The 22304-nt window shown below is 72.8% G+C and carries 24 protein-coding genes and 2 pseudogenes; 7 read left to right on the top strand and 19 right to left on the bottom strand.

Annotation, left to right across the window (positions count from 1 at the left end):
* Positions 1–394: 394 nt before the first annotated feature.
* Positions 395–1124, bottom strand: a pseudogene (locus HUV60_RS25735) (VIT1/CCC1 transporter family protein).
* Between the two features lie 309 nt (positions 1125–1433).
* On the opposite strand from HUV60_RS25735, the gene HUV60_RS25730 reads away from it, so the two are divergent.
* The 5 genes and pseudogenes from HUV60_RS25730 to HUV60_RS25710 form a co-directional block, all read left to right on the top strand.
* Positions 1434–2459: an ADP-ribosylglycohydrolase family protein gene (locus HUV60_RS25730; RefSeq protein WP_257849586.1), complete on the top strand. Its 1026-nt coding sequence runs from the start codon at positions 1434–1436 to the stop codon at positions 2457–2459.
* On the top strand, positions 2456–3994 hold the full coding sequence (locus tag HUV60_RS25725) for an ADP-ribosylglycohydrolase family protein (RefSeq protein ID WP_269441237.1): 1539 nt from the start codon (positions 2456–2458) through the stop codon (positions 3992–3994). Before HUV60_RS25730 ends, HUV60_RS25725 begins: the two co-directional genes overlap by 4 nt.
* Before the next feature lie 7 nt (positions 3995–4001).
* The gene (locus HUV60_RS25720) at positions 4002–5183 is read left to right on the top strand and encodes an ADP-ribosylglycohydrolase family protein (protein ID WP_257849584.1); all 1182 of its coding nucleotides are present in this window, start codon (positions 4002–4004) and stop codon (positions 5181–5183) included.
* Entirely contained in the window at positions 5171–6598 is a 1428-nt protein-coding gene (locus HUV60_RS25715) for an ADP-ribosylglycohydrolase family protein (protein ID WP_257849583.1), read from the top strand. Before HUV60_RS25720 ends, HUV60_RS25715 begins: the two co-directional genes overlap by 13 nt.
* A gap of 14 nt (positions 6599–6612) precedes the next feature.
* A pseudogene (locus tag HUV60_RS25710) lies at positions 6613–7029 on the top strand (aldolase/citrate lyase family protein); the annotation flags it as partial.
* A 109-nt stretch (positions 7030–7138) separates the two neighbouring features.
* Here the strand turns inward: HUV60_RS25710 and lgt are convergent.
* From lgt to hisI, 11 genes are all read right to left on the bottom strand, one after another.
* Positions 7139–8275, bottom strand: coding sequence for a prolipoprotein diacylglyceryl transferase (gene lgt / locus HUV60_RS25705; protein ID WP_257849582.1), 1137 nt, complete (start codon positions 8273–8275; stop codon positions 7139–7141).
* Positions 8276–8356: 81 nt separating this feature from the next.
* Complete coding sequence (locus tag HUV60_RS25700; protein WP_257849581.1) at positions 8357–9133, bottom strand: DsbA family protein; 777 nt, start codon at positions 9131–9133, stop codon at positions 8357–8359.
* Positions 9134–9252: 119 nt separating this feature from the next.
* Positions 9253–10071, bottom strand: coding sequence for a tryptophan synthase subunit alpha (gene trpA / locus HUV60_RS25695; RefSeq protein ID WP_257849580.1), 819 nt, complete (start codon positions 10069–10071; stop codon positions 9253–9255).
* Positions 10068–11354 carry a tryptophan synthase subunit beta gene (trpB, locus tag HUV60_RS25690; RefSeq protein ID WP_257849579.1) on the bottom strand — a complete coding sequence of 429 codons (1287 nt, stop codon included), beginning with the start codon at positions 11352–11354 and terminating at the stop codon, positions 10068–10070. The genes trpA and trpB overlap by 4 nt, the downstream gene beginning before the upstream one ends.
* Before the next feature lie 57 nt (positions 11355–11411).
* Entirely contained in the window at positions 11412–11663 is a 252-nt protein-coding gene (trpM, locus tag HUV60_RS25685) for a tryptophan biosynthesis modulator TrpM (RefSeq protein ID WP_257849578.1), read from the bottom strand.
* Between the two features lie 248 nt (positions 11664–11911).
* Positions 11912–12721, bottom strand: a complete 810-nt coding sequence (gene trpC / locus HUV60_RS25680; RefSeq protein WP_257849577.1) for an indole-3-glycerol phosphate synthase TrpC — start codon at positions 12719–12721, stop codon at positions 11912–11914.
* 181 nt (positions 12722–12902) lie between these two features.
* Positions 12903–13325 carry a DUF2752 domain-containing protein gene (locus HUV60_RS25675; RefSeq protein WP_257849576.1) on the bottom strand — a complete coding sequence of 141 codons (423 nt, stop codon included), beginning with the start codon at positions 13323–13325 and terminating at the stop codon, positions 12903–12905.
* Between the two features lie 86 nt (positions 13326–13411).
* The gene (locus HUV60_RS25670; RefSeq protein ID WP_257849575.1) at positions 13412–13663 is read right to left on the bottom strand and encodes an HGxxPAAW family protein; all 252 of its coding nucleotides are present in this window, start codon (positions 13661–13663) and stop codon (positions 13412–13414) included.
* Between the two features lie 151 nt (positions 13664–13814).
* Complete coding sequence (locus tag HUV60_RS25665; RefSeq protein ID WP_257849574.1) at positions 13815–14456, bottom strand: TIGR02234 family membrane protein; 642 nt, start codon at positions 14454–14456, stop codon at positions 13815–13817.
* Positions 14457–14580: 124 nt separating this feature from the next.
* Positions 14581–16104, bottom strand: coding sequence for an anthranilate synthase component I (locus HUV60_RS25660; RefSeq protein ID WP_257849573.1), 1524 nt, complete (start codon positions 16102–16104; stop codon positions 14581–14583).
* Between the two features lie 11 nt (positions 16105–16115).
* Positions 16116–16523 carry a phosphoribosyl-AMP cyclohydrolase gene (hisI, locus tag HUV60_RS25655; RefSeq protein ID WP_257849572.1) on the bottom strand — a complete coding sequence of 136 codons (408 nt, stop codon included), beginning with the start codon at positions 16521–16523 and terminating at the stop codon, positions 16116–16118.
* Positions 16524–16672: 149 nt separating this feature from the next.
* Between hisI and HUV60_RS25650 the strand changes: the two genes are divergently transcribed.
* Both HUV60_RS25650 and HUV60_RS25645 read left to right on the top strand, forming a co-directional pair.
* Positions 16673–17308 carry a TIGR03085 family metal-binding protein gene (locus HUV60_RS25650; RefSeq protein ID WP_257849571.1) on the top strand — a complete coding sequence of 212 codons (636 nt, stop codon included), beginning with the start codon at positions 16673–16675 and terminating at the stop codon, positions 17306–17308.
* Between the two features lie 52 nt (positions 17309–17360).
* Positions 17361–17762 carry a VOC family protein gene (locus HUV60_RS25645; RefSeq protein ID WP_257849570.1) on the top strand — a complete coding sequence of 134 codons (402 nt, stop codon included), beginning with the start codon at positions 17361–17363 and terminating at the stop codon, positions 17760–17762.
* A gap of 19 nt (positions 17763–17781) precedes the next feature.
* Here HUV60_RS25645 and hisF read toward each other — a convergent pair whose 3' ends face one another.
* Genes hisF through HUV60_RS25610 form a run of 7 tightly spaced genes read right to left on the bottom strand, consistent with a single transcriptional unit; the run spans position 17782 to position 22220 of the window.
* Positions 17782–18540, bottom strand: coding sequence for an imidazole glycerol phosphate synthase subunit HisF (gene hisF / locus HUV60_RS25640; protein WP_257849569.1), 759 nt, complete (start codon positions 18538–18540; stop codon positions 17782–17784).
* A complete protein-coding gene (locus HUV60_RS25635) occupies positions 18537–18941 on the bottom strand; it encodes a Rid family hydrolase (protein ID WP_257849567.1) in 405 nt (134 codons plus the stop codon). The genes hisF and HUV60_RS25635 overlap by 4 nt, the downstream gene beginning before the upstream one ends.
* Positions 18938–19663, bottom strand: coding sequence for a bifunctional 1-(5-phosphoribosyl)-5-((5-phosphoribosylamino)methylideneamino)imidazole-4-carboxamide isomerase/phosphoribosylanthranilate isomerase PriA (gene priA, locus HUV60_RS25630; RefSeq protein WP_257849566.1), 726 nt, complete (start codon positions 19661–19663; stop codon positions 18938–18940). Before priA ends, HUV60_RS25635 begins: the two co-directional genes overlap by 4 nt.
* A 4-nt stretch (positions 19664–19667) precedes the next feature.
* Positions 19668–20315: an imidazole glycerol phosphate synthase subunit HisH gene (hisH, locus tag HUV60_RS25625; RefSeq protein ID WP_257849565.1), complete on the bottom strand. Its 648-nt coding sequence runs from the start codon at positions 20313–20315 to the stop codon at positions 19668–19670.
* Positions 20312–20470: a hypothetical protein gene (locus HUV60_RS25620; RefSeq protein ID WP_257849564.1), complete on the bottom strand. Its 159-nt coding sequence runs from the start codon at positions 20468–20470 to the stop codon at positions 20312–20314. Before HUV60_RS25620 ends, hisH begins: the two co-directional genes overlap by 4 nt.
* Before the next feature lie 2 nt (positions 20471–20472).
* Positions 20473–21066 carry an imidazoleglycerol-phosphate dehydratase HisB gene (gene hisB, locus HUV60_RS25615; protein ID WP_257849563.1) on the bottom strand — a complete coding sequence of 198 codons (594 nt, stop codon included), beginning with the start codon at positions 21064–21066 and terminating at the stop codon, positions 20473–20475.
* The gene (locus tag HUV60_RS25610) at positions 21063–22220 is read right to left on the bottom strand and encodes a histidinol-phosphate transaminase (protein WP_257850254.1); all 1158 of its coding nucleotides are present in this window, start codon (positions 22218–22220) and stop codon (positions 21063–21065) included. The genes hisB and HUV60_RS25610 overlap by 4 nt, the downstream gene beginning before the upstream one ends.
* Positions 22221–22304 lie beyond the last annotated feature (84 nt).

Below are 22304 nucleotides of genomic sequence, written 5' to 3'. Positions count from 1 at the left end.
CGACGTTGGCCCTCTGCGTGACTGCAAAATTTCGTGCAGGTTACACGATGGATCGGTTCCCGGTGAGCGGGACATTCCGTTCCACCATGTGGACACCATGCAGGTCACGGCGGGGGTTCCGCGCCTGGCGATGGAAGCTGGGGGACCGGGGCGGGCAGATCGGTGCCCGCCGGTCCGAGGGCGGGGGCAGGCGTCTTCGCCCACTCCCGCGGCTGCGCCGTGAGCCTCATTGCCCACAGTGCTTTCGGCTCATGCCCGGTCGTCACGCGGTCGAAACCAACGAGTAACAGCTACTTGCGCGGTCACTCGCGCAGAAGCGGAGCCGGGGTGTCCGTACCGGCGCCCGGTCGGGGCAGCGGTACCAGGCCGGGCCGGCACAGTCGTCCGGGCCGGTTCATCCTACGGCCGTTCCGAGCAGTGTGCCCAGGACGTATGTCACACCGGCCGCCGCACCACCGAGGGCGAGCTGCCGCAGGCCGCTGTACCACCAGGTCCGCGCGGTCACCCGGGCCACCATCGCGCCGCACAGGAAGAGCCCCAGCAGCGCCACCAGTACGGCGGGCCACAGGGCACTCGCGCCGAGCAGGCACGGCAGGACGGGGAGCAGCGCACCGAGCGCGAAGGCGCCGAAGCCGGAGGCCGCGGCCACCGTGGGCGAGGGCAGCGCCGGGGTCGATGCCCAGTCCCTCGCGGGCGTGGATCTTCAGCGCCTGTCCGGGGTCCTGCGACAGCTGCCGGGCCACCTCGGCGGCGAGTTCCGGCTCGACGCCCCGGGCCCCGTAGAGGGCGGCGAGTTCGGCCTCCTCGCCCTTGGGGTGCTTGGGGTGCTTGGGGTGCTCGACGTCCAGCTCGGCCTCGACGAGCTCGCGCCGGGAGGCGACGGAGGTGTACTCGCCGGCGGCCGTGGAGAAGGCGCCGGCCGCCAGGCCCGCGAGACCGGTGATGACGATGGTCTGCTGCCCGACCGAGCCACCCGCGACGCCGGTCATCGGCGCGAGGCTGGAGACCAGGCCGTCCGTCGCGCCGAACACGGCGGGGCGCAGCCAGCCGCCGCTGACATCGCGGTGCGTGTGGTTGTCGCGGTGCGCCTCGTGCAGCGTCGCCTCGGTCTCGGTGATCGCCATGCCGTCCCCCAGGGAGTTCGCGAAAGCGCCTGCGAAGCCGACGACGGCGTCAACCGACGCAGGCCCAAACTTAGACAGTTTCCATTTTTTGACTATATCCAATCCATGCCTCCGAACCCTCTCCCGCCAACCCGGAAAGGCTGCTCTAACCTGCGGTTTCGCCAATTCCGCCGCTCGCGTGCGGGAAGGTCCGCGCAGATGTCGACCGGGTGACACCGGGGCCTGTGGGGCTGTGTCGGACATCACACCGGGGACAGTTCCGTAAAGGGCTTCGCGCCTCTCGGGGCGCCCCTGAGAGGAGAGCCGCGTATGACGTCGACCGCCCGCATGCCCTCGGCCCCGGTGCCCGGGGACTGTCTCGGGCACCGCGAACGGGCACGCGGCGCGCTGCTCGGCCTGGCCGTCGGCGACGCGCTGGGCGCCCCGGCCGAGAACATGAAACCGTCCGAGATCCGCGCCCGGTGGGGCCGCATCACCGGGTACGTGGCGGAGCACCCCGCGGGCACGGACGACACCGAGTACGCGATCCTCTCCGGCCTGCTGCTGGCCCGGCACGGGGCGGCGCTCACCCCGGCGCAGGTCGGGGCGGCCTGGCACGAGTGGATCGCGGACCGCTCCGAGGGGCGCTTCCGCGGGGCCGGCTTCAGTGAGCGCGGCACCCTGGAGAACCTCCGCCGGGGGCTGGCCGCCCCGGTCTCCGCGCAGCACCGCCACGCCTGGAGCGACGGGCTGGCGATGCGGGCGGCACCGCACGGCGTCTTCGCGGCCGGCCGTCCCGCCGAGGCGGCCCGGCTGGCGGCGATCGACGGCTCGGTCAGTCACGACGGAGAGGGCATCTACGGAGGCCAGGCGGTGGCGGCGGGCGTGGCGGCGGCGATGACGGGAGCGCCGGTGGTCACCGTCGTGGCCACCGCACTGGCCCTGGTGCCGGAGGACTCCTGGACCGCCCGTTCCCTGCGCCGCGCCGTCACCGCCGCCCACTGGGGCGAACGCGCGGTCCGCTCCGCGGTCGTGATCGGCGGCTACCCCTGGACCGACCTGGCCCCGGAGGCCGTCGCCCTCGCCTTCGGAGCCTACGCGGCGGCGGACGGGGACTTCGGGCAGTCGGTGCTGACGGCCGTCAACATGGGCCGCGATGCGGACACCACGGCGGCCGTGGCGGGCGCCCTCGCGGGCGCGACCCGGGGTGCCGCCGCCATCCCGGAGGCATGGGCGGCCTCCATCGGCCCGGCCCGCGGCAGCTGTCTCCCGGCGATGGCGGGCCACCACGTCCTGGGCATCGCGGACCTGCTCACCCCGACAGCGGCCGACAACACCACGGAGACCCCGTCATGACTCTCTCCCCGCCGGCAACGGTACCCACATCGACACCACCGGCCCGACCGCCGGAACACCCCCCGGCATCCCCCGCCGAGAACCCCCCGCCAGGTCCGCCCCCGTCCGACCGCGAACCCCGCACGACCGGCACGACCGAGACCTCCCGCCCCGAGGGCTCCCCCGGAGCCGCCACCGACGGCCAGGCCCCACCGGGGCCACCCCCGTCCGACCGCGAACCCCGCACGACCGGCACGACCGAGACCTCCCGCCCCGAGGGCTCCCCCGGAGCCGCCACCGACGGCCAGGCCCCACCGGGGCCACCCGCACCCGGCCGCGAACCCCGCACGGGCGGTGCGGGTGGAAAGCACCGCGCCGAAGGCGAAACCGAGGCCCCCACAGCCCGCCGGACCCGCGCCGCACCCCTCGCCCCGCCGCCGCAGGCACCCCGCATCGAAGGTCTCCTCCTCGGCCTCGCCGCCGGAGACGCCGCCGGCTGGCCCGCCGCACGGCACCGTGCCGCCCGGATGCCCGAGTGGACCCGGCGCCTCACCCGGGAGCTGGACACCTTCGCCGAGCGGAACGCGACCACCACCCTTCCCGTGCCCATCGCCCTCAACCAGCCCTCGGAACCCCTGCGCCTCGGCCCCTCCGACGACGCCGAGTGGGCGGTGTTCGCCGCCGAGGCGGTCCTGCGGGCCGGTGACGACGGCGCGCTCGGCGACCTGAGCCGCGAGCGCCGTACCCGGGCCGCCATCGACCTCACGTGGAACGCCGCGGCCGGCGAGGTCGCCGCGGCAGCGCAACGGGCGCCGGAGATCGAGTCGGCCGTCCTCCCGCTGCGCGCCCGTATCTCCGTACGGGCCGGGCTCGGCAATCTCGCCGCAGGTCTGCGCCCGCCCGCCACCGGCCACGACAACCCGCACTACTTCGACGACGCGGCCTGTGTACGGGCCTGCGTCCTGGCCGTGGCCCATCCCGGCGACCCCGAAGGCGCCGCCGCACTCGCCGAGTTCGACGCCCGCTACACCCAGGACGGCGACGGCGTGCACGGCGCCCGCGCGATGGCCGCCGCCGTCGCCCTCGCGCTGGCCGGAGCGGGCGTGGAGGCATGCGTGGCGGCCGCGGTCGCCGAGTTGCCCGAGGAGACGGAGATCGGCCGCAACGCCCGGCACGCGCTGCGGCTCGCCGCGGACGCCGACGGCGTCTTCGCTCTCGTACCGCCCCTGGAGCACCAGATCGTCGACCACGTCTACAGCTACGGCATTGCCGCCGCCGAGACCGTCCCCGTGGCCCTCGCGCTGGCGACCGCCGCGCACGGCCGCATCGCGGAGGCGGTCCCCGCGGCGGCCTGTCTGTCCCGGGTGGCGGACTCGGCGCCCGCCCTCGTCGGCGCGCTGACCGGCGCGCTCGGCGGCGGCGCGGCGATCCCCGACTCCTGGCGGGAGAGCTGCCGCACCCTCTCCGGCTGCACGCTCCCGCGGCTCACCGGCACCGACCTGGTGGAACTCGCCGGACTCCTGGAAGCGGCGCAACCGCCTCCCCCCGGAGGATGATTCGGGCATGACGCTCAAAGAGCAGGAAAAGCAGGTCCAGGGCGCCTCCCTGGACGAGCGGATCACCGGCGCGCTGGTGGGCGCTGCCGTCGGCGACGCGCTCGGCGGCCCGGTGGAGGGGTACTCCCCCGAGCAGATCGCCGAGCGCCACGGCGGGCGTGTCCACGGCGTCGTCGGCCCCTGGAACGGCGACGCCTGGCGTACCGCCCGCCCCATCGCCCCATATCACAAGGGCGACGGCCACGTCACCGACGACACCCTCATGACGCACGCCCTGGTCCGGGTGTACGCGCGGGTCCGGGACCATCTGGACGCCCACGCCGTCGCCGACCACCTGGTCCCGGACCTGATGACGCACCCGCGCTGGATCCCGGAGCTGCAGGCGGAGGCACTCCCGTTGCAGCGGATCTTCCTCGCGGAGAAGTGGCTGGTGGCCCGGATCCACTACGGCCATGTCGACCCGCGCGAGGCGGGCGTCGGAAACATCGTCAACTGCGGTGCCGCGATGTACATGGCCCCGGTCGGCCTGGTCAACGCGGCCCACCCGGCGGGCGCCTACGCCGAGGCGCTGGATGTCGCGGGGGCCCACCAGTCGTCGTACGGCCGGGAGGCGGCGGGCGTCCTGGCGGCGGCCGTGGCGGCGGCGTGCGTACCGGGGGCGACACCGGCCTCGGTCGTCGCGGCCTGCCTGTCCCTGGCGAAAGACGGCACGAGGACGGCGATCGAGCGGGTCTGCGAAGTGGCTTCCCATCACACGGACTTCGCGTCCGCACTGCGCCCGCTGCGGGAGGCGGTGGCCCCGTACGACACCGTGGGCCCCGACTACCGTTCTCCCTCGCTGGGCGCCCGCCGTCCGTCGCGGCTGCACGCGATCGAGGAACTCCCGGTCGCACTGGGCATGGTGGTGGTGGCCGGTGGTGACTTCCGGCATGCGGTGCTGGGCGCGGTGAACTACGGCCGGGACTGCGACTCCATCGCCACGATGGCCGGCGCCGTGACGGGCGCCCTCGGTTCGCCGGTCCCCGAGGACTGGGCGAAGACGGTGGCGGAGGCCAGCCGTCTCGACCTCCTGGAACCCGCGGCCACGCTGACGGAGGTGGCCCGTGAGGTCTTCGCGCGCGACGTGTCCCGGCGCGGGGCACACGAGAGGGCGTTCGCCGAGCTGGGAGGCGCGGGATGCTCCGACTGACCTGGGTCCAGCCGGAGGACCTGATCGGGCACGAGCTGCGCCAGGCCGCCCAGGACGGCCGGGCGGCCACGGCCGTCGCCGCCGTCGCGGCCCGGTGGCACGCGGCGGGCGGCCCCGCGGCCCCGCCCCGCGCGGGCGCCTCCCCGCGGCCGGCGTCCGGCTACCTCCGGCTGCTGGCCGGGGACCTCCTGGACGAACTCGCCGACCTGCCCAGCGGCCTGGCGGACGACGAACCGACGGACCTCGAGGCCATCAAGTCCCTGTGCCCTCAGTGGCCTCCACCCGTCGACGCCACTCCCCCGGCCGCCCCTGACCAGCTCGAAGCCGACCTCGTGACCGGGCATCCCGAGACCGGCCGTCTCGAAGCCGCCTGGCTCGGCCGTGCCGTCGGCTGCCTGCTCGGCAAGCCGGTGGAGAAGCTCCCCCTCGACGGCATCCGACAACTCGCCCGGGCCACCGGAAACTGGCCTCTGAACGGCTACTTCACCGCCCGCGGAGTCCCCGGGGAGCTGGCCGCGCGCCACCCCTGGAACCGCCGCTCGGCGGCCACCTCCCTCGCCGAGAACATCGACGGGATGCCCGAGGACGACGACCTCGACTACCCGCTCCTCAACCTGCTGCTGCTCCAGCGGTACGGCAAGGCGTTCACCACCACCGACGTGGCCCGGCTCTGGCTGGACGAACTCCCCGCGGGCCGCGCCTTCACGGCCGAGCGCATCGCCTACCGCAACCTCCTCGACGGCATCGAACCCCCGCGCACCGCCCGTCACCGCAATCCGTTCCGCGAGTGGATCGGCGCCCTGATCCGCGCCGACGTGCACGGCTGGACCAACCCCGGCGACCCGGCGGGCGCCGCCGAACAGGCCCACCGCGACGCCACCCTCACGCACACCGCGGGCGGCGTCCACGCCGCGATGTTCGGCGCGGCCGTCATCGCCACCGCCGCGGGCACAGGCACAGGCACAGGCCCCCCCGACATCCGCGCCTGCCTGCGCGCCGGCCTCACCGTCGTACCGCCCCGCTCCCGGCTCGCCCGCGCCGTGCGCGAGGCCGTCCGGCTGGCGCACGAGCACGACGACTTCGACACCGTCGTCGACCGGCTCCACGCCCTGCACGCCGGTATCCACTGGGTGCACGCCGTCCCCAACACCGCCCTGATCGCCGCCGCCCTCACCCACGCGGACGGCGACTTCACCAGCTCCGTCTGCCGTGCGGTGTCCGGCGGCTGGGACACGGACTCGAACGGCGCGACGGCCGGCGGCATCGCCGCCCTGCTCGCCGGTTCCCCCGCCGCGCTTCCCGAACGCTGGACGGCCCCGCTGAAGAACCGGCTGGCCACCTCCGTCAGCGACTTCAACGGCGTCGGCTTCGACACCCTGGCCCGTCTGACCCGTCTGGAGGCCTCCCGCCCATGACCCGGCCCGGCCCACCCACCATGTGCGGCATCTCGATCGGTGAGGAGGACCTGCGGACCGACCTGGGCGTGCGTGAGGACGCGGGCCTCGACTGGTCCCGCTCCCGCGTGGTCGTCGCCGCGCGGGCGGCGGGTCTGGCCCCGCCCGCGCAGTCCGTCCATCCCGACACCCGCGACCTGGACGGTCTCCTCGCCTCCTGCGCCCGTGGTCGCGCCCTGGGCTTTCTGGGCCGCGCCGCCATCCACCCGCGTCAGCTGCCGGTCATCGAGCGCGCCTACCTGCCCACGGAGGAGGAGATCGAACGGGCGGAGGCGGTCGTCAAGGCGGCGGCCGACGAGAAGGGCGCCCAGGCGCTGTCCGACGGCCGCTTCGTCGACGCGGCGGTGGTGACGGCCGCCCAGCGGGTTCTCTCCCTGGCCCGCCGCGTCTGAGGCTCCCGCACACACGCCGTGGGGCGTCCGGAGAGCCCGGGCGCCCCACGGCGTCGTACCTGTGCGGCGGGCCGCCGGTCAGCGGCAGAACGGCCGACCGGGCAGACCGTCAGCTCTTCTTCGCCGACCCGGCCCCGTCCTTGGACCGCGCGTCCCCGGACTCCGCAGACCCGGAGCCCGTGTCCGCTGGATCCCTGTCCCCGGAATCTGCCTGGGCCGTCTCCGCCTCGGCATCCTCGTCCTTCGCGTCACCCGGCTCGGTGGCGTCCTTGGCCGCCTTGCCGTCGCCACCGTCCTCCTTCGGGCCCGTGCCCGCCCCGGACTCGGTGTCCGGCTTCTTCGGCTCGGCTTCTTCCTTCTCCCGCTCCGCCTCCGGAGAGCCCGCCTTACCGACGGCCTCCGGCTCGTCGCCCCCGGCGGAACCGTCTGCCGCGCCCGGTTCCACCACGGTCTCGCGTCCCGGGCGCAGCTTCGCCGACACCACGAAGTACGCGACCGCGAGCACGAACACGATCAACGCGGTCCAGTTGTTCAACCGCAGACCCAGGACTTGGTGGGCCTCGTCGACGCGCATGTACTCGATCCAGAACCGGCCCGCGCAGTACGCGGCGACGTACAGTGCGAACACCCGCCCGTGTCCGAGCTTGAAGCGGCGGTCCGCCCAGATGATCAGCAGGGCGACACCCACGCACCACAGCGACTCGTACAGGAACGTCGGGTGGTAGTGCCCCGGTACCCGACCGCCGTCCGTGGACGTGATGTGCAGCGCCCAGGGAAGGTCCGTCTCCCGCCCGTACAGCTCCTGGTTGAACCAGTTGCCCCAGCGTCCGATCGCCTGTGCCAGCACCAGACCGGGGGCCAGAGCGTCGGCGTACGGCGGCAGGGCGATGCCCCGGCGCCGGCAGGCGATCCAGGCGCCCACCGCGCCCAGCGCGACGGCGCCCCAGATACCGAGGCCGCCCTCCCAGATCTTGAAGGCGTCGACCGGGTTCCGGCCCTCACCGAAGTAGAGCTGGTAGTCGGTGATCACGTGGTAGAGGCGACCGCCGACCAGGCCGAACGGGACGGCCCAGAACGCGATGTCCCAGGCGGTGCCCTTCTGGCCGCCACGTGCCACCCACCGGCGGTCGACGATCCAGAGGGCGACGAAGAGACCGGCGAGGATGCTGAAGGCATAGCCGCGAAGCGGAACGGGGCCGAGGTACAGCACCCCGCTCGACGGGCTGGGAATGTAGGCAAGTTCCATGGCAGGGTCGACGCTACCGTGCCGGACCGACCGCACGGTGGGCGGCCCGGCTACGGGTCCATAACGGGAAGGCGCGCAGCCCTACTGCCGATTGGCCTCCTCCACCATCTCCTTGAGCTTCGCCGGGGTCATCGACCGGTCCTGGTAGATGTTCTTGTCTCCGAGCAGGACGGTCGGTGTGCCGGAGAAGCCGCCCTGCTGGAAGGCCTCGTTGGACTTCGCCACCCAGCTGTTGTGTGTGCCGTCCTCCACACAGCTGCGGAAGGCGGGGGTGTCGAGGCCTTCGATCTTGCCCGCCAGCTCGATGAGCTTGGCGTTGTCGGCGAAGGCGTCGTCCGGCTCCGGGGGCTGGTTGTCGAACAGCACGTCGTGGTATTCGGTGAACTTTCCGGCGTCCTGGGCGCAGGCCGCCGCGTTGGCGGAGTTGCGGGAGCCGGTGCCGCCCATGTTCCCGTCGATGAGCGTGACCAGGTGGTACTCGATCTCCAACTGGCCGGACCCGGTCAGTTCGTGGAGCGTCGGCCGGTACGCCAGCTCGAAGGACTTGCAGGCAGGGCAGCGGAAGTCCTCCCACACGGTGAGAGTGGACGGGGCGCTCTCCTTGCCGGCGGGGATGGCCAGGCCGTCCTTGCCCAGCGCCCCCGAGGGCGCCACCACCGGGCCTGCCTCCTCGCTGCCCTCGTCCTTGCCCGCGTTGGCGGCGACGATACCGATCACCGCCGCGAGTGCCAGGACACAGACCACGCTCGCACCCACGGTCAGGGTGCGGCGCCTCCTGTCCGCCGACTTCTGCTTCTCGCGCTCGACCGCCAGCCGCTCACGAGCGGTGCGCTTTCCCTCACGGTTCTTCTCGCTCACACCCCTCAGAACGAACCGGGGAGGCGCAACGCGCCTCCCCGGCCCCAGGTCCACCCGTACGAGCGACCCGTATGACTAACTACCGCACTTCTGCCGGGGCTTGGGTATCCGTGTCGCCGTCACGTCCGGCCGCGCACGCCCTCGGCCAGCTCGCCCGCGAGTGTCCGCACGGCCTGGAGGCCCGCGGCCCGGTCGGGGGCGTCCAGCAACCGCTTGACGAAGGCCGATCCGACGATCACGCCGTCGGCGAAGCGGGCGACCTCGGCGGCCTGGGTGGCGTCGGAGACGCCGATCCCGACGCACACCGGCAGGTCGGCGCGGCTCGCCCGGGCGCGTGACACGAGTTCCTCGGCCTGCGCTCCGACCGACTCACGGGTGCCGGTGACGCCCATGAGGGAAGCGGCGTAGACGAAGCCGCTGCCCGCCGCGGTGATCTCGGCGAGCCGCTCGTCCCTGCTGCTGGGCGCGACGACGAAGACGGTGGCGAGCCCGTGCTTGGCGGCGTGCTCCCGCCACAGTGCCGATTCCTGGACGGGCAGGTCGGGCAGGATGCAGCCGGCGCCGCCCGCCTCGGCGAGTTCGGCGGTGAACCGCTCGACGCCGTAGCGGTCGATGGGGTTCCAGTACGTCATGACGAGAATCGGCTTCCCGGTGGCCCGGTGGGCCTCCCGGACCGTGCGCAGCACGTCGGCGATCCGCACGCCGCCGCGCAGCGCGATGTCGTCGGCGGTCTGGATGACGGGCCCGTCGAGGACGGGGTCGCTGTGCGGCAGGCCCACCTCCACGACGTCGGCGCCGCCGTCGATGACGGCCTTGACGGCGTCGATGCCGCCGTCGACGGTCGGGAACCCGGCCGGAAGGTAGGCGATCAGCGCTGCCCGGCCCTCGGACCTCGCCGCGGCGAGGGTGTCGTCCAGCAGCTTCACGTTCCCGCTCACTTGGCGTCCCCCTCGATCTCGGCGGTGCCGGCGTCCGCGTCGGCGGCGACGGTCCTGTCGGTGTCGTACAGGCCGAAGTGGCGGGCGGCGGTGTCCATGTCCTTGTCGCCGCGGCCGGACAGGTTGACGACGATCAGCCCGTCCTTGCCCAGCTCCCTGCCGACCTCCAGGGCACCGGCCAGCGCGTGGGCACTCTCGATGGCCGGGATGATGCCCTCGGTGCGCGACAGCAGCCTCAGGGCCTGCATGGCGGCCTCGTCGGTGACCGCGCGGTATTCGGCGCGGCCGGAGTCCTTGAGATAGGAGTGCTCGGGTCCGATGCCCGGGTAGTCGAGCCCGGCCGAGATGGAGTACGGCTCGGTGATCTGGCCCTCGTCGTCCTGGAGGACGTAGGACCGCGAGCCGTGCAGGATGCCGGGCTCGCCCGCGGTGAGGGTGGCCGCGTGCTCGCCGCTCCCGATGCCGTGTCCGGCCGGCTCACAGCCGATGAGCCGGACCGAGGTGTCCGGGATGAAGGCGTGGAAGAGGCCGATGGCATTGGAACCGCCGCCGACGCAGGCGATCGCGGCGTCGGGCAGCCGTCCGGTGCGTTCCAGCAACTGGCGGCGGGTCTCGACGCCGATGACGCGGTGGAAGTCGCGGACCATGCCGGGGAAGGGGTGGGGTCCGGCGACGGTGCCGAAGAGGTAGTGCGTGCGGTCGACGTTGGCGACCCAGTCCCGGAACGCCTCGTTGATGGCGTCCTTGAGGGTGCGGCTGCCGGACTTCACGGCGATGACCTCGGCGCCGAGCATGCGCATCCGGGCCACGTTGAGGGCCTGGCGCTCGGTGTCGATCTCGCCCATGTAGATGGTGCAGTCGAGGCCGAACAGGGCGCAGGCGGTGGCGGTGGCGACGCCGTGCTGGCCGGCGCCGGTCTCGGCGATGACGCGGGTCTTGCCCATGCGCCGGGTGAGCAGGGCTTGGCCGAGCACGTTGTTGATCTTGTGAGAACCGGTGTGGTTGAGGTCCTCGCGCTTGAGGAAGACCCGGACGCCGCCGGCGTGTCCGGCGAACCGGGGCACCTCGGTGAGGGCGCTCGGGCGGCCGGTGTAGTGGACCATCAGGTCGTCGAGTTCACGGGCGAACTCGGGGTCGGCCTTGGCCTTGTCGTACTCGACTGCGACCTCGTCCACGGCGGCGACGAGCGCCTCCGGGATGAACTTGCCGCCGAACGCGCCGAAGTAGCCCTCGGCGCTGGGGGTTCGGCCCTCCGGGTCGGGAATGAAGAAGTCGCTGGGCATGCGTGATCCTCACGGTGAGTGGTGTTCGGGCACTGGTCGCCGTGGGGGCGGGGGTGGTCAGGCCGCTGTGGGCCGGACGTGGCCGGTCGTGTCCGCGCGGTGGAGCCGCGTGTTCGGGCACGGCTCCCCGCCCCTGCGGGCGGGGTGCTGCCATCGCATGCCGTTGACCTGGCCGGGTTCGTCACCGATGACGTAGCGCACCCGGCGGCCGTGCACGCGGCGTGCGGGGGCCCGGCAGCCGCGCGGACGACAGCCGCGGGCGAGCCGCGCGTACGGGTCCCTGGTCGCCAGGGTGATCGGGAGGGTCATCGGTGCCAAGCTTAGGCCCTGTCGTCACGTTCGCGTCGTCCGCCCGGAGGGCGGGTCTGGCGGCGTCATGGTGGTCCCCCTGCCGATGGGTCCCCGCTCGAGCGAAGCCGAGAGCTTGGGGGAGCGTGCTCTCGGTGTGCCGGGCCCCGGTCCTGGTACTGGACGTACTCGGGCCGGGGCCCGGTGCGGCGGGAGTACGCATCCCGTCGCAAGGCGGGCGGGAGTATGGCGACAGGGCCTGGCCGGGGTCAGCCGCGCCCGTGGCGCAGTGCCGGGTGTTCGCCGGCCGCCACCAGGTCGGCGACCGCGGTCTTCGGGTCGCGGCCGGTGACCAGGGACTCGCCGACCAGGACGGCGTCGGCGCCGGCGTTGGCGTAGGCGATGAGATCGTGCGGGCCGCGGACGCCGGACTCGGCGACCTTGACGAGGTGGCCGGGGATCTCGGGGGCGATCCGCTCGAAGGTGCCGCGGTCGACCTCGAGGGTCTTGAGGTCGCGCGCGTTGACCCCGATGATTCTGGCGCCGGCGTCGACCGCGCGCTCGACCTCGTCCTCGTCGTGCACCTCGACGAGCGGGGTGAGTCCGATGGACTCGGCGCGCTCGATCAGCGATTCGAGGGCGGGCTGCTCGAGGGCGGCGACGATGAGCAGGACGAGGTCGGCACCGTGCGCCCGTGCCTCCCAGAGCTGGTACGAGGTGACGATGAAGTCCTTGCGCAGGACGGGGATGTCCACCCGCGCGCGGACCGCCTCCAGGTCGGCGAGCGAGCCGCCGAAGCGGCGCTGCTCGGTGAGGACGGAGATGACGGCCGCGCCGCCCGCCTCGTAGTCGGCGGCGAGTCCGGCCGGGTCGGCGATCGCGGCGAGCGCACCCTTGGACGGGCTGGAGCGCTTGACCTCACAGATCACCTTGACGCCCTCGCCGCGCAGGGCGGCCACGCCGTCCTTGGCCGCGGGAGCCTTCGCCGCGCGTTCCTTGAGCTCGTCGAGGCCGACCCGTGTCTGCCGCTCCGCGAGGTCGGCACGGACTCCGTCGATGATCTCGTCGAGCACACTCACGCGAGGGCCCCCTTCCAGACGGTCCGTCTTCAGTGCGTTCGTTTCCGTCCTCGGGGCGTTCCCCGTCCTGACGGGCGGGTCGCCGGACGGAACCGGTGGTCACTGCGATGGTATCCGCAGCAGGGGGTACGCCTCACATCCGGTTGACGCCGGTCCCCCTACCTGGACGTTCACCCGTTGATCAAGGATGTAGCCAGCCACCGAACGGCAGGTTCCGGACAACCGTGAAGACCAGCACGAACGCCCCCAGGGACCACAGGAACACCGGTGTGGGGTCGATGCGTGTGGGTTTTCCGCGCGCCGCGCGGAAAACCCACACGGCCCAGAGGACGGCGAAGGCCGCGTAGCCGAGAACGGCGGGCGCGTTGGCCTGGAGGGCGGCCGGGAGGTCTCCGTGGGCGACGGCGTGCGCGCTGCGCAGTCCGCCGCAGCCGGGGCAGTACAGGCCGGTGAGGCGCAGCAGCGGGCAGGCGGAGTAGTGCCCGGGCTCGTTGGGGTCCACCGCCCCGACGTAGGCGAAGGCTCCGGCGACGGCGGCGAGCGCTCCTACGGGGAGCGCCAGACGGGCGGCGGCGCGGAGGACGCTGGCGCTGACGGCGTTCACACGGGCATTGTGCCCCGCGCACACGCGTCAGGGGCGGTTGCGGCACCCGTGTGCCGACCGCCCCCGCCCGGGAGTGCTTCGGGTGTTCAGCTTTCGGCGCGCACCGGCTCGCGGTCGGCGGAGGGCGGGTTGACGGGGTGGACGTGCTGCTGCTGGCCCATGCCCATCTTCTTCATGATGCCTCCGGCGACACCGCCGAGCAGCACGACGACCATGCCGGCCCAGAATCCCACCGGCGAGTTCATCACCATGAACATGCTCGCGACGCAGAAACCGATGAACGAGATGATGACACCGGTCCAGGCGGCCGGGGTGTGACCGTGGCTGCTGCCCGCCATTGCTTGCTCCTCAGTGCTGTGTACGTGTCTGAGCAGGACGCTCGGATCGATTGTCCCGCACGCGCGCGCGTGCGGTGATCGGGGGTGCTCCTCCGCGCGGTGAACGCCCCTGGCCTGCCGCTCGGCGGAGGGGAGACGGCGGTCCGGTGGTTCAGGCTCCGGTGGGGTCCTCGCCTCGGTCGAGGGCCTTCCACAGTTCCTCCGGACGGTCGGGATCACCGACGGCGGCCGTACCGCGTGGCCGCGGGGCGGCGGCGCGCTCGTAACGGCCGGACATTGCGGGCCACAGCCTGCCGTAGTGCAGGGCGAGCACGCCGGCCACCAGGATCAGCAGGCCGCCTGCGGCCGCGACGTAGGGCCAGGCCGTGTGGCCGAGGGCCCCCACGGCGGCCGACGTGTCGCCGGAGACCTCGGCGGCCTTGTCGTCGAGCGCGGAGCTGTCGGAGGCACCGAGCAGGGCGGCCACGGCGGTGCCCGCTCCGGACAGGGCGAGCACCGCGGCGACGGCGAACCGGCCGGCCCGCCGGACGGCGAAGACGGCGACGAGCGCGGCCAGGCCCACCACGGCGAGGGCGGCGGGGACGCCGGTGACGTCGCTGCCGCTCGCGGTCAGGGGGAAGGAGCCGCCGGCCACGGTCGCGGTGCCCTCGGACCACTGCTGCCGGGTGGCGAGCAGGACCACGGTGGCGCCCAGGGCACCGCAGAGCAGGGCGACGGCGAGGCTGAGGCGGCCGGTCCGGGCGGGGCCGGCGGCCTCGGAACGGGGATGAGGAGCAGCAGTCACGTACTCCACTATCGCGTGAACCGCGCGCGAACGGTCACCCGGGGCCCGTCCCGGTCGTATCTCACACGGCTCCGGACGCGTCGCGCCCGGTGCACGGCGCCCGGTGTGTGCGGCACCTCCCCGGGCACGCGGGTCACACCGTGCCCAGCCGGTTCGCCGTGTGGACGGCGCGCAGCACGGCGGCCGCCTTGTTGCGGCACTCGGTGTCCTCGGCGACGGGGTCGGAGTCGGCGACGATTCCGGCGCCTGCCTGGACGTACGCGGTGCCGTCGCGCAGCAGCGCGGTGCGGATCGCGATGGCCGTGTCGGAGTCCCCGGCGAAGTCCAGGTAACCGACACAGCCGCCGTACAGCCCGCGCCGGGACGGCTCGAGTTCGTCGATGATCTGCATGGCACGGGGCTTGGGGGCGCCGGAGAGGGTGCCGGCCGGGAAGCAGGCGGCGAGCACATCGAAGGCGGACCGGCCGGGCGTGACCCGGCCGGTGACCGTCGAGACGATGTGCATGACGTGCGAGTACCGCTCGACGGACATGAAGTCGACGACCTCGACGGAGCCGGGCTCGCAGACCCGCCCGAGGTCGTTGCGTCCCAGGTCGACGAGCATGAGGTGCTCGGCGCGCTCCTTGGGGTCCGCGAGTAGTTCCTCTGCGAGGGCCTGGTCCTCCTGCGGGGTGGCGCCGCGCGGCCGGGTGCCGGCGATGGGGTGGACCATCGCCTGTCCGTCGTCGACCTTCACGAGTGCTTCGGGGGACGATCCGACGACGTCGAACGCGTCGAAGCGGAACAGGTACATGTAGGGCGACGGGTTGGTGGCCCGCAGCACCCGGTAGACGTCCAGGGCGCTCGCCGTGCAGGGGGTCTCGAACCGCTGGGAGGGGACGACCTGGAAGGCCTCTCCCGCGCGGATGCGTTCCTTGATGTCCTCGACGGCGGCCCGGAAGTCGGGTCCGCCCCACAGGGCGGTGTGGTCGGGGAGTTCGGAGGGCGGCAGGACGGCCGGGGGCTGGGCCACCGCGCGGGAGAGATCGGCCTCCATGGCGTCCAGCCGGGCCACGGCGTCGGCGTGGGCCTCGTCGACGCCGGTCTCCAGGTCGTTGTGGTTGATCGCGTTGGCGATCAACCAGACGGAGCCCTCCCAGTGGTCCATCACGGCGAGGTCACTGGTGAGCAGCATGGTCAGCTCGGGCAGCCGCAGGTCGTCCCGCTCGCCGGGGCCGATGTTCTCGAGTCGGCGCACGATGTCGTAGCCGAGGTAGCCGACCATGCCGCCGGTGAAGGGCGGCAGGCCGAGGTCGTGGGCGAGGTCACGCGGGGTGTGCAGGGCATCGAGGGTGGCGCGCAGTGCGGCGAGCGGGTCGCCGCCCACCGGTACGCCGACGGGCGGGGTGCCCTTCCAGTGCGCCTGTCCGCCCTGCTCGGTGAGGGTGGCGGCGCTGCGGACGCCGACGAAGGAGTAGCGGGACCAGGAGCGCCCTCCCCCACTGCCGAACGCGTGGGCGGTCCCCCCATCGGCGGACTCCAGGAGGAAGGTGCCGGGGCGGTCCGCGGCGAGCTTGCGGTAGAGCGCGACCGGGGTGTCGCCGTCGGCGAGCAGTTTGCGGGTGACCGGGATGACCCGGCGGTCGGTGGCGAGCTTGCGGAACGTCTCGAGGTCCATGGCGGCAGACCTTACTGACCGGGGGTGTGCGCGCCGCGGCCGACGCGGTCCGCGGGGGTGTCCGTGAGCAGCACGTCGGCGTCGAAGCAGGTGCGGGCGCCGGTGTGGCAGGCGGCGCCCGCCTGGTCGACCTGGACGAGGACGGTGTCGGCGTCGCAGTCGAGGGCGACGGACTTCACGTGCTGGACGTGCCCGGAGGTGTCGCCCTTGACCCAGTACTCCCGGCGGCTGCGCGACCAGTAGGTGCAGCGGCCGGTGGTCAGGGTGCGGTGCAGCGCCTCGTCGTCCATCCAGCCCAGCATCAGCACCTCGTGGGTGTCGTACTGCTGGGCGATGGCGGGCAGGAGGCCGTCGGGGCTGCGCTTGAGCCGTGCGGCGATCTCGGGGGCGAGGCGGCTGGGCCGGGACGTGCTGGTCATGGAAGCCATTGTGCCGCGCGGGAGGACGGTGCCCGGTTGCCGTCCACCGGTTGGAAAGGCGCGGCAGGGGACGGGGCGCGTACGCGCCGCGTCGAGGGGTGGCCGGGCGACGGGTGTGCGGAGCGGGCTGGTCGCCGTAGGCTGGCTGTATGTCGACCCATGCCAAGCGTGAACGACTTCTCCTGGCCGATCTGCTGGAGACCACGGGCCCGGACGCGCCCACTCTGTGCGAGGGCTGGCGCACCCGCGACCTCGCCGCCCACGTGGTGGTGCGCGAGCGCCGCCCGGACGCCGCCGGCGGGATCCTGGTCAAGCAGCTCGCCCAGCGTCTGGAGCGGGTGACGGCGGAGTTCACCGCCAAGCCGTACGAGGAGCTGGTCCAGCTCCTCCGTAGCGGCCCGCCGCGCTTCTCGCCCTTCAACCTCAAGCAGATCGACGAGTTGTCGAACGTCGTCGAGTTCTACGTCCACACGGAGGACGTGCGCCGCGCGCGGCCCGACTGGACGCCGCGTGAGCTCGACCCGGTGTTCCAGGACACCCTGTGGTCGCGGCTGGAGCAGACCGCCCGGATGGTGGTCCGTGGCGCGCCCACGGGCCTGGTGCTGCGCCGCCCGGACGGCCGGACGGCGGTGGCCCACCGCGGCACACCGGTGGTCACGGTGACCGGTGAGCCGTCGGAGCTGCTGCTGTTCGTCTACGGGCGGCGCGAGGTGGCCGAGGTCGAACTGGTGGGCGACGCGGACGCGATCGAGAAACTGAACGCGTCCAAGCAGCTCGGCATCTGAATCCGAACGATCCGGGGGCCGTCCAGCGCGCAAGACCGGAAGAAGAATCCCCATGATCAAGGTCGCCATGACCAGCGTGTACGTCGATGACGTGGCCAAGGCGCACGCGTTCTACACCGGTGTCCTCGGCTTCGAGACCCGCACCCGAACGGACCTGGACGACGGCACCCCGCTCGTCACGGTCGGGGCGGGCGAGGGGGCACAGCGGGATCTGGAGCTGCTGCTGGAACCGGGGCAGGGTCCCATCGCGGAGCCGTACCGCAGAGCGGTCCGGGAGGCGGGACTGTCCGTCATCGTGTTCTCGGTGACGGACCTCCGCGCGGAGTACGAGCGGCTGCGCGGCGAGGGCGTGGCCTTCGTCCAGGAGCCGCAGGACCAGGGCCCGGTGCTCACCGCCGTACTGGACGACACGGTGGGCAATCTGGTCCGGCTCGCCCAGTCCAAGGAGGACTGAGCGGGCCGGACGGCGGGCGTCAGCGCATCGGGTGGCCCGCTTCCCGCAGGGTCTGCTTGACCTGGCCGATGCGCAGGTCGCCGAAGTGGAAGACAGAGGCGGCCAGGACCGCGCCGGCACCCGCGGCGACGGCGGGCGGGAAGTCGGTGAGCCGGCCCGCGCCGCCCGAGGCGATCACCGGGACGGTGACGTGTTTGCGGACGGCGGCGATCATGTCCAGGTCGTAGCCGTCCCTGGTGCCGTCCGCGTCCATGGAGTTGAGCAGGATCTCGCCCGCGCCCAGTTCGGCGGCCCGGTGGGCCCACTCGACGGCGTCGATGCCGGTGCCCCGGCGCCCGCCGTGCGTGGTGACCTCGAAGGAGTCGCCGGACTCGGTGCGGCGTGCGTCGACCGACAGGACGAGGACCTGGCGGCCGAAACGCTCGGCGATCTCCCGGATGAGGTCCGGGCGGGCGATCGCGGCGGTGTTGACGCCGACCTTGTCGGCGCCCGCCCGCAGCAGTTTGTCCACGTCCTCGGTGGTGCGGACGCCGCCGCCCACGGTCAGGGGAATGAACACCTGCTCGGCGGTGCGGCGCACCACGTCGTAGGTCGTCTCGCGGTTGCCCGACGAGGCGGTGATGTCCAGGAACGTCAGCTCGTCGGCGCCCTCGGTGTCGTACACCTTGGCCATCTCGACGGGGTCGCCCGCGTCACGCAGGTTCTGGAAGTTGACGCCCTTGACGACCCGGCCGTTGTCCACGTCCAGGCAGGGGATGACTCGGACCGCCAGGGTCATGAGATCACGGCTCCTCTGAATGCTTCGACTTCCACCGACACCAGTACGCGCGAGTCCATGAAGCCCCCCACCACCAGGAGGGTCGTGACCGGGCGCACCGTGTCGAACAGTTCCTTGTGGGCGCGTCCCGCCGCGTCGATGTCCCGCGAGTGCGCGAGGTACACGCGCGTGCGGATCACGGAGTCGGCGCCGAGCCCGAACTCGGCGATCGCCTCCAGGGCACTGCCGAAGGCCGCCTTGGCCTGTTCGTACGGGTCGCCCTCCCCGTACAGCACATCACCGTTGAACGCGGTGGCGGCGGCCACCAGGACGCGGTCGCCCGCCGCCACGGCGCGCGCGGACCCGAAGGCCTCGTCCCAGGGGCTGTCGCCCCGTACGCGCCGTACGGCTTCGGACGTCATCGGGACACAGCCTCCAGAGCCTCTTCCAGGGTGAAGGCCTTCGCGTACAGGGCCTTGCCGACGATGGAGCCCTCGACGCCGAGCGGGACGAGCTCGGCGATGGCCCGCAGGTCGTCGAGCGACGACACGCCGCCGGAGGCGACGACGGGACGGTCGGTGGCGGTGCAGACGTTCTTCAGGAGCTCCAGGTTGGGGCCCTGGAGGGTGCCGTCCTTGGCGATGTCGGTGACGACGTAGCGGGCGCAGCCCTCCTTGTCGAGGCGCTCCAGCGTCTCGTAGAGGTCGCCGCCGTCACGCGTCCAGCCGCGGCCGCGCAGCGTGGTGCCGCGCACGTCGAGGCCGACGGCGATCCTGTCGCCGTGCTCGGCGATGACCTCGGCGACCCACCCGGGGGTCTCCAGGGCGGCGGTGCCGAGGTTGACGCGGGTGCAGCCGGTGGCGAGGGCGGCGGCGAGGGCGGCGTCGTCACGGATGCCGCCGGACAGTTCCACCTTGATGTCCATGGCGCCGGTGACCTCGGCGATCAGCGCGCGGTTGTCGCCGGTGCCGAACGCGGCGTCCAGGTCGACCAGGTGCAGCCACTGGGCGCCCGAGCGCTGCCAGGCGAGCGCGGCCTGGAGGGGGGAGCCGTAGGAGGTCTCGGTGCCGGACTCGCCGTGCACGAGGCGGACGGCCTGGCCGTCGCGGACGTCGACGGCGGGGAGGAGTTCGAGCTTGGCCATGTCGCTACAGGGTTCCGATCCAGTTGGTGAGGAGCTGGGCTCCGGCGTCGCCGGACTTCTCGGGGTGGAACTGTGTCGCCCACAGGGCGCCGTTCTCCACGGCGGCGACGAACGGTTCGCCGTGGGTGGACCAGGTGACCTTGGGTGCCCGCATCACCGGGTTGTCCACCTGGAGGGTCCAGTCGTGGACGGCGTAGGAGTGCACGAAGTAGAAGCGGGCGTCCGCGTCCAGGCCGGCGAAGAGCTCGGAGCCGGCCGCCACGTCCACGGTGTTCCAGCCCATGTGGGGCACGACGTCGGCCTGGAGCGGGGAGACCGTGCCGGGCCATTCGTCCATGCCCTCGGTCTCGACGCCGTGCTCGATGCCGCGGGCGAACAGGATCTGCATGCCGACGCAGATGCCCATGACGGGCCGGCCGCCGGACAGCCGACGGCCGATGATCCAGTCGCCGCGCGCCTCCTTGAGACCCTTCATGCAGGCGGCGAAGGCGCCGACGCCGGGGACCAGCAGCCCGTCGGCGTTCATGGCGGTGTCGAAGTCGCGGGTGATCTCCACGTCGGCGCCCGCGCGGGCGAGGGCGCGCTCGGCGGAGCGGACGTTGCCGAAGCCGTAGTCGAAGACCACGACCCGTTTGGTGGTGCTCACGGTCACACCTCCAGCCGCAGGACGCCCGCGGTCAGGCACAGCACGGCGCCGACGGCGAGCACCGCGGTCACGCCCTTGGGCATCTTCTGCTTGGTGAACGAGACGACGCCGCCGGCGAAGAACAGGCCGACGACGATCAGTGCGGTGGACAGGCCGTTCATGCTTACAGGGCGCCCTTCGTGGAGGGCAGGATGCCCGCCGCGCGCGGGTCACGCTCGGACGCGTACCGCAGGGCTCGGGCGAGGGCCTTGAACTGGCACTCGACGATGTGGTGCGCGTTGCGCCCGTACGGCACGTGCACGTGCAGCGCGACCTGGGCCTGGGCGACGAAGGACTCCAGGATGTGCCGGGTCATCGTGGTGTCGTACTCGCCGATCATCGGTGCCGTCTTCTCGGGCTCGGTGTGCACGAGGTAGGGGCGGCCGGACAGGTCGACGGTGACCTGGGCGAGGGACTCGTCCAGCGGGACCGTGCAGTTGCCGAAGCGGTAGATGCCCACCTTGTCGCCGAGGGCCTGCTTGAAGGCGGCGCCGAGGGCCAGGGCGGTGTCCTCGATGGTGTGGTGCGAGTCGATGTGCAGGTCGCCCTCGGTCTTCACGGTCAGGTCGAACAGACCGTGCCGGCCGAGCTGGTCGAGCATGTGGTCGTAGAAGCCGACCCCGGTGGAGATCTCCGTCTTGCCCGTGCCGTCGAGGTCGATCTCGACGAGGACCGACGTCTCCTTCGTGGTCCGCTGGACGCGTCCTACGCGGCTCATGCGCTCTGCTCCTTCGGGGGTGTGGGGGCGGCCCCCACGTAGCTGACCAGTTCACCGACCGCGTCGAGGAACGCGTCGTTCTCGGCCGGGGTACCCGCGGAGACCCGCAGCCATCCCGGTACGCCGTTGTCCCGGACCAGGACGCCCCGGTCGAGGATCTTCCGCCAGACCACGTGGGCGTCCGCGAACGTGCCGAACTGGACGAAGTTCGCGTCGGACTCGGTCACCTCGAAGCCGAGGGCGCGCAGTTCGGTGACCAGGCGGTCCCGCTCCCGCTTCAGCTGTTCGACGTACTTCAGCAGCGTGTCCGCGTGTTCCAGGGCGGCCAGCGCGGTCGCCTGGGTGACGGCGGACAGGTGGTAGGGCAGACGGACGAGTTGCACGGCGTCCACGACGGCGGGGTGCGCGGCGAGGTAGCCGAGGCGCAGGCCCGCCGCGCCGAACGCCTTCGACATGGTACGGGAGACGACGAGGTTCGGGCGGCCCTCGATCAGCGGCAGCAGCGAGTCGCCGTGGCTGAACTCGACGTACGCCTCGTCCACGACCACCATCGACGGCCTCGCCGCCTGCGCGGCCTCGTACAGGGCGCGGACGGTCTCGGCGGGGACCGCGGTGCCGGTGGGGTTGTTGGGGGTGGTGACGAAGACGACGTCCGGTCGGTGCTCGGCGATCGCCTTCCCGGCGGCGGGCAGGTCGATGGTGAAGTCCTCGCCCCGGGGACCGGAGACCCAGCCGGTGCCGGTGCCGCGCGCGATGAGTCCGTGCATCGAGTACGAGGGCTCGAAACCGATCGCGGTGCGGCCGGGGCCGCCGAAGGCCTGCAGCAGCTGCTGGATGACCTCGTTGGAACCGTTGGCGGCCCAGACGTTCTCCACGCCGACGGGGTGTCCGCCGGTCTTCGTCAGGTAGGCGGCCAGTCCGGTGCGCAGCTCGACCGCGTCCCGGTCGGGGTAGCGGTTGAGGTGGCGGGCGGCCTCCCGGACCCGCTCGGTGATCCGCTCGACCAGCGGTTCGGGCAGCGGGTAGGGGTTCTCGTTGGTGTTCAGCCGGACGGGGACGTCGAGCTGGGGCGCGCCGTAGGGGGACTTGCCGCGCAGCTCGTCGCGTACGGGGAGGTCGTCGACGGTGACGCCCGTGGGGTCGGTGGCGTTGATGGCGTTCACTTGCTCTCGGGTACCTTCCCGCCACTGTGCTCGCCCTGTTCACCTCCGGCGCGGTACTCGCCCTGTTCACCTCCG

This window comes from Streptomyces sp. KMM 9044, assembly GCF_024701375.2.
In the GTDB taxonomy this organism is placed as follows: Bacteria; Actinomycetota; Actinomycetes; order Streptomycetales; family Streptomycetaceae; genus Streptomyces.
Note: the sequence above shows the minus strand (reverse complement) of the source record. Positions and strands in the feature narration are given on the sequence as shown.

Excerpts from the sequence above, each read along its gene's own strand:
- HUV60_RS25720 (WP_257849584.1), top strand. The coding sequence starts at position 4,002 with ATGACGCTCAAAGAGCAGGAAAAGCAGGTCCAGGGCGCCTCCCTGGAC.
- HUV60_RS25650 (WP_257849571.1), top strand. The coding sequence starts at position 16,673 with ATGTCGACCCATGCCAAGCGTGAACGACTTCTCCTGGCCGATCTGCTG.
- HUV60_RS25620 (WP_257849564.1), bottom strand. The coding sequence starts at position 20,470 with ATGAACGGCCTGTCCACCGCACTGATCGTCGTCGGCCTGTTCTTCGCC.
- priA (WP_257849566.1), bottom strand. The coding sequence starts at position 19,663 with ATGGCCAAGCTCGAACTCCTCCCCGCCGTCGACGTCCGCGACGGCCAG.
- HUV60_RS25645 (WP_257849570.1), top strand. The coding sequence starts at position 17,361 with ATGATCAAGGTCGCCATGACCAGCGTGTACGTCGATGACGTGGCCAAG.
- HUV60_RS25635 (WP_257849567.1), bottom strand. The coding sequence starts at position 18,941 with ATGACGTCCGAAGCCGTACGGCGCGTACGGGGCGACAGCCCCTGGGAC.
- trpB (WP_257849579.1), bottom strand. The coding sequence starts at position 11,354 with ATGCCCAGCGACTTCTTCATTCCCGACCCGGAGGGCCGAACCCCCAGC.
- hisF (WP_257849569.1), bottom strand. The coding sequence starts at position 18,540 with ATGACCCTGGCGGTCCGAGTCATCCCCTGCCTGGACGTGGACAACGGC.
- HUV60_RS25730 (WP_257849586.1), top strand. The coding sequence starts at position 1,434 with ATGACGTCGACCGCCCGCATGCCCTCGGCCCCGGTGCCCGGGGACTGT.
- HUV60_RS25670 (WP_257849575.1), bottom strand. The coding sequence starts at position 13,663 with ATGGCGGGCAGCAGCCACGGTCACACCCCGGCCGCCTGGACCGGTGTC.
- hisB (WP_257849563.1), bottom strand. The coding sequence starts at position 21,066 with ATGAGCCGCGTAGGACGCGTCCAGCGGACCACGAAGGAGACGTCGGTC.
- HUV60_RS25660 (WP_257849573.1), bottom strand. The coding sequence starts at position 16,104 with ATGGACCTCGAGACGTTCCGCAAGCTCGCCACCGACCGCCGGGTCATC.
- lgt (WP_257849582.1), bottom strand. The coding sequence starts at position 8,275 with ATGGAACTTGCCTACATTCCCAGCCCGTCGAGCGGGGTGCTGTACCTC.
- HUV60_RS25715 (WP_257849583.1), top strand. The coding sequence starts at position 5,171 with ATGCTCCGACTGACCTGGGTCCAGCCGGAGGACCTGATCGGGCACGAG.
- HUV60_RS25725 (WP_269441237.1), top strand. The coding sequence starts at position 2,456 with ATGACTCTCTCCCCGCCGGCAACGGTACCCACATCGACACCACCGGCC.
- hisI (WP_257849572.1), bottom strand. The coding sequence starts at position 16,523 with ATGACCAGCACGTCCCGGCCCAGCCGCCTCGCCCCCGAGATCGCCGCA.
- trpM (WP_257849578.1), bottom strand. The coding sequence starts at position 11,663 with ATGACCCTCCCGATCACCCTGGCGACCAGGGACCCGTACGCGCGGCTC.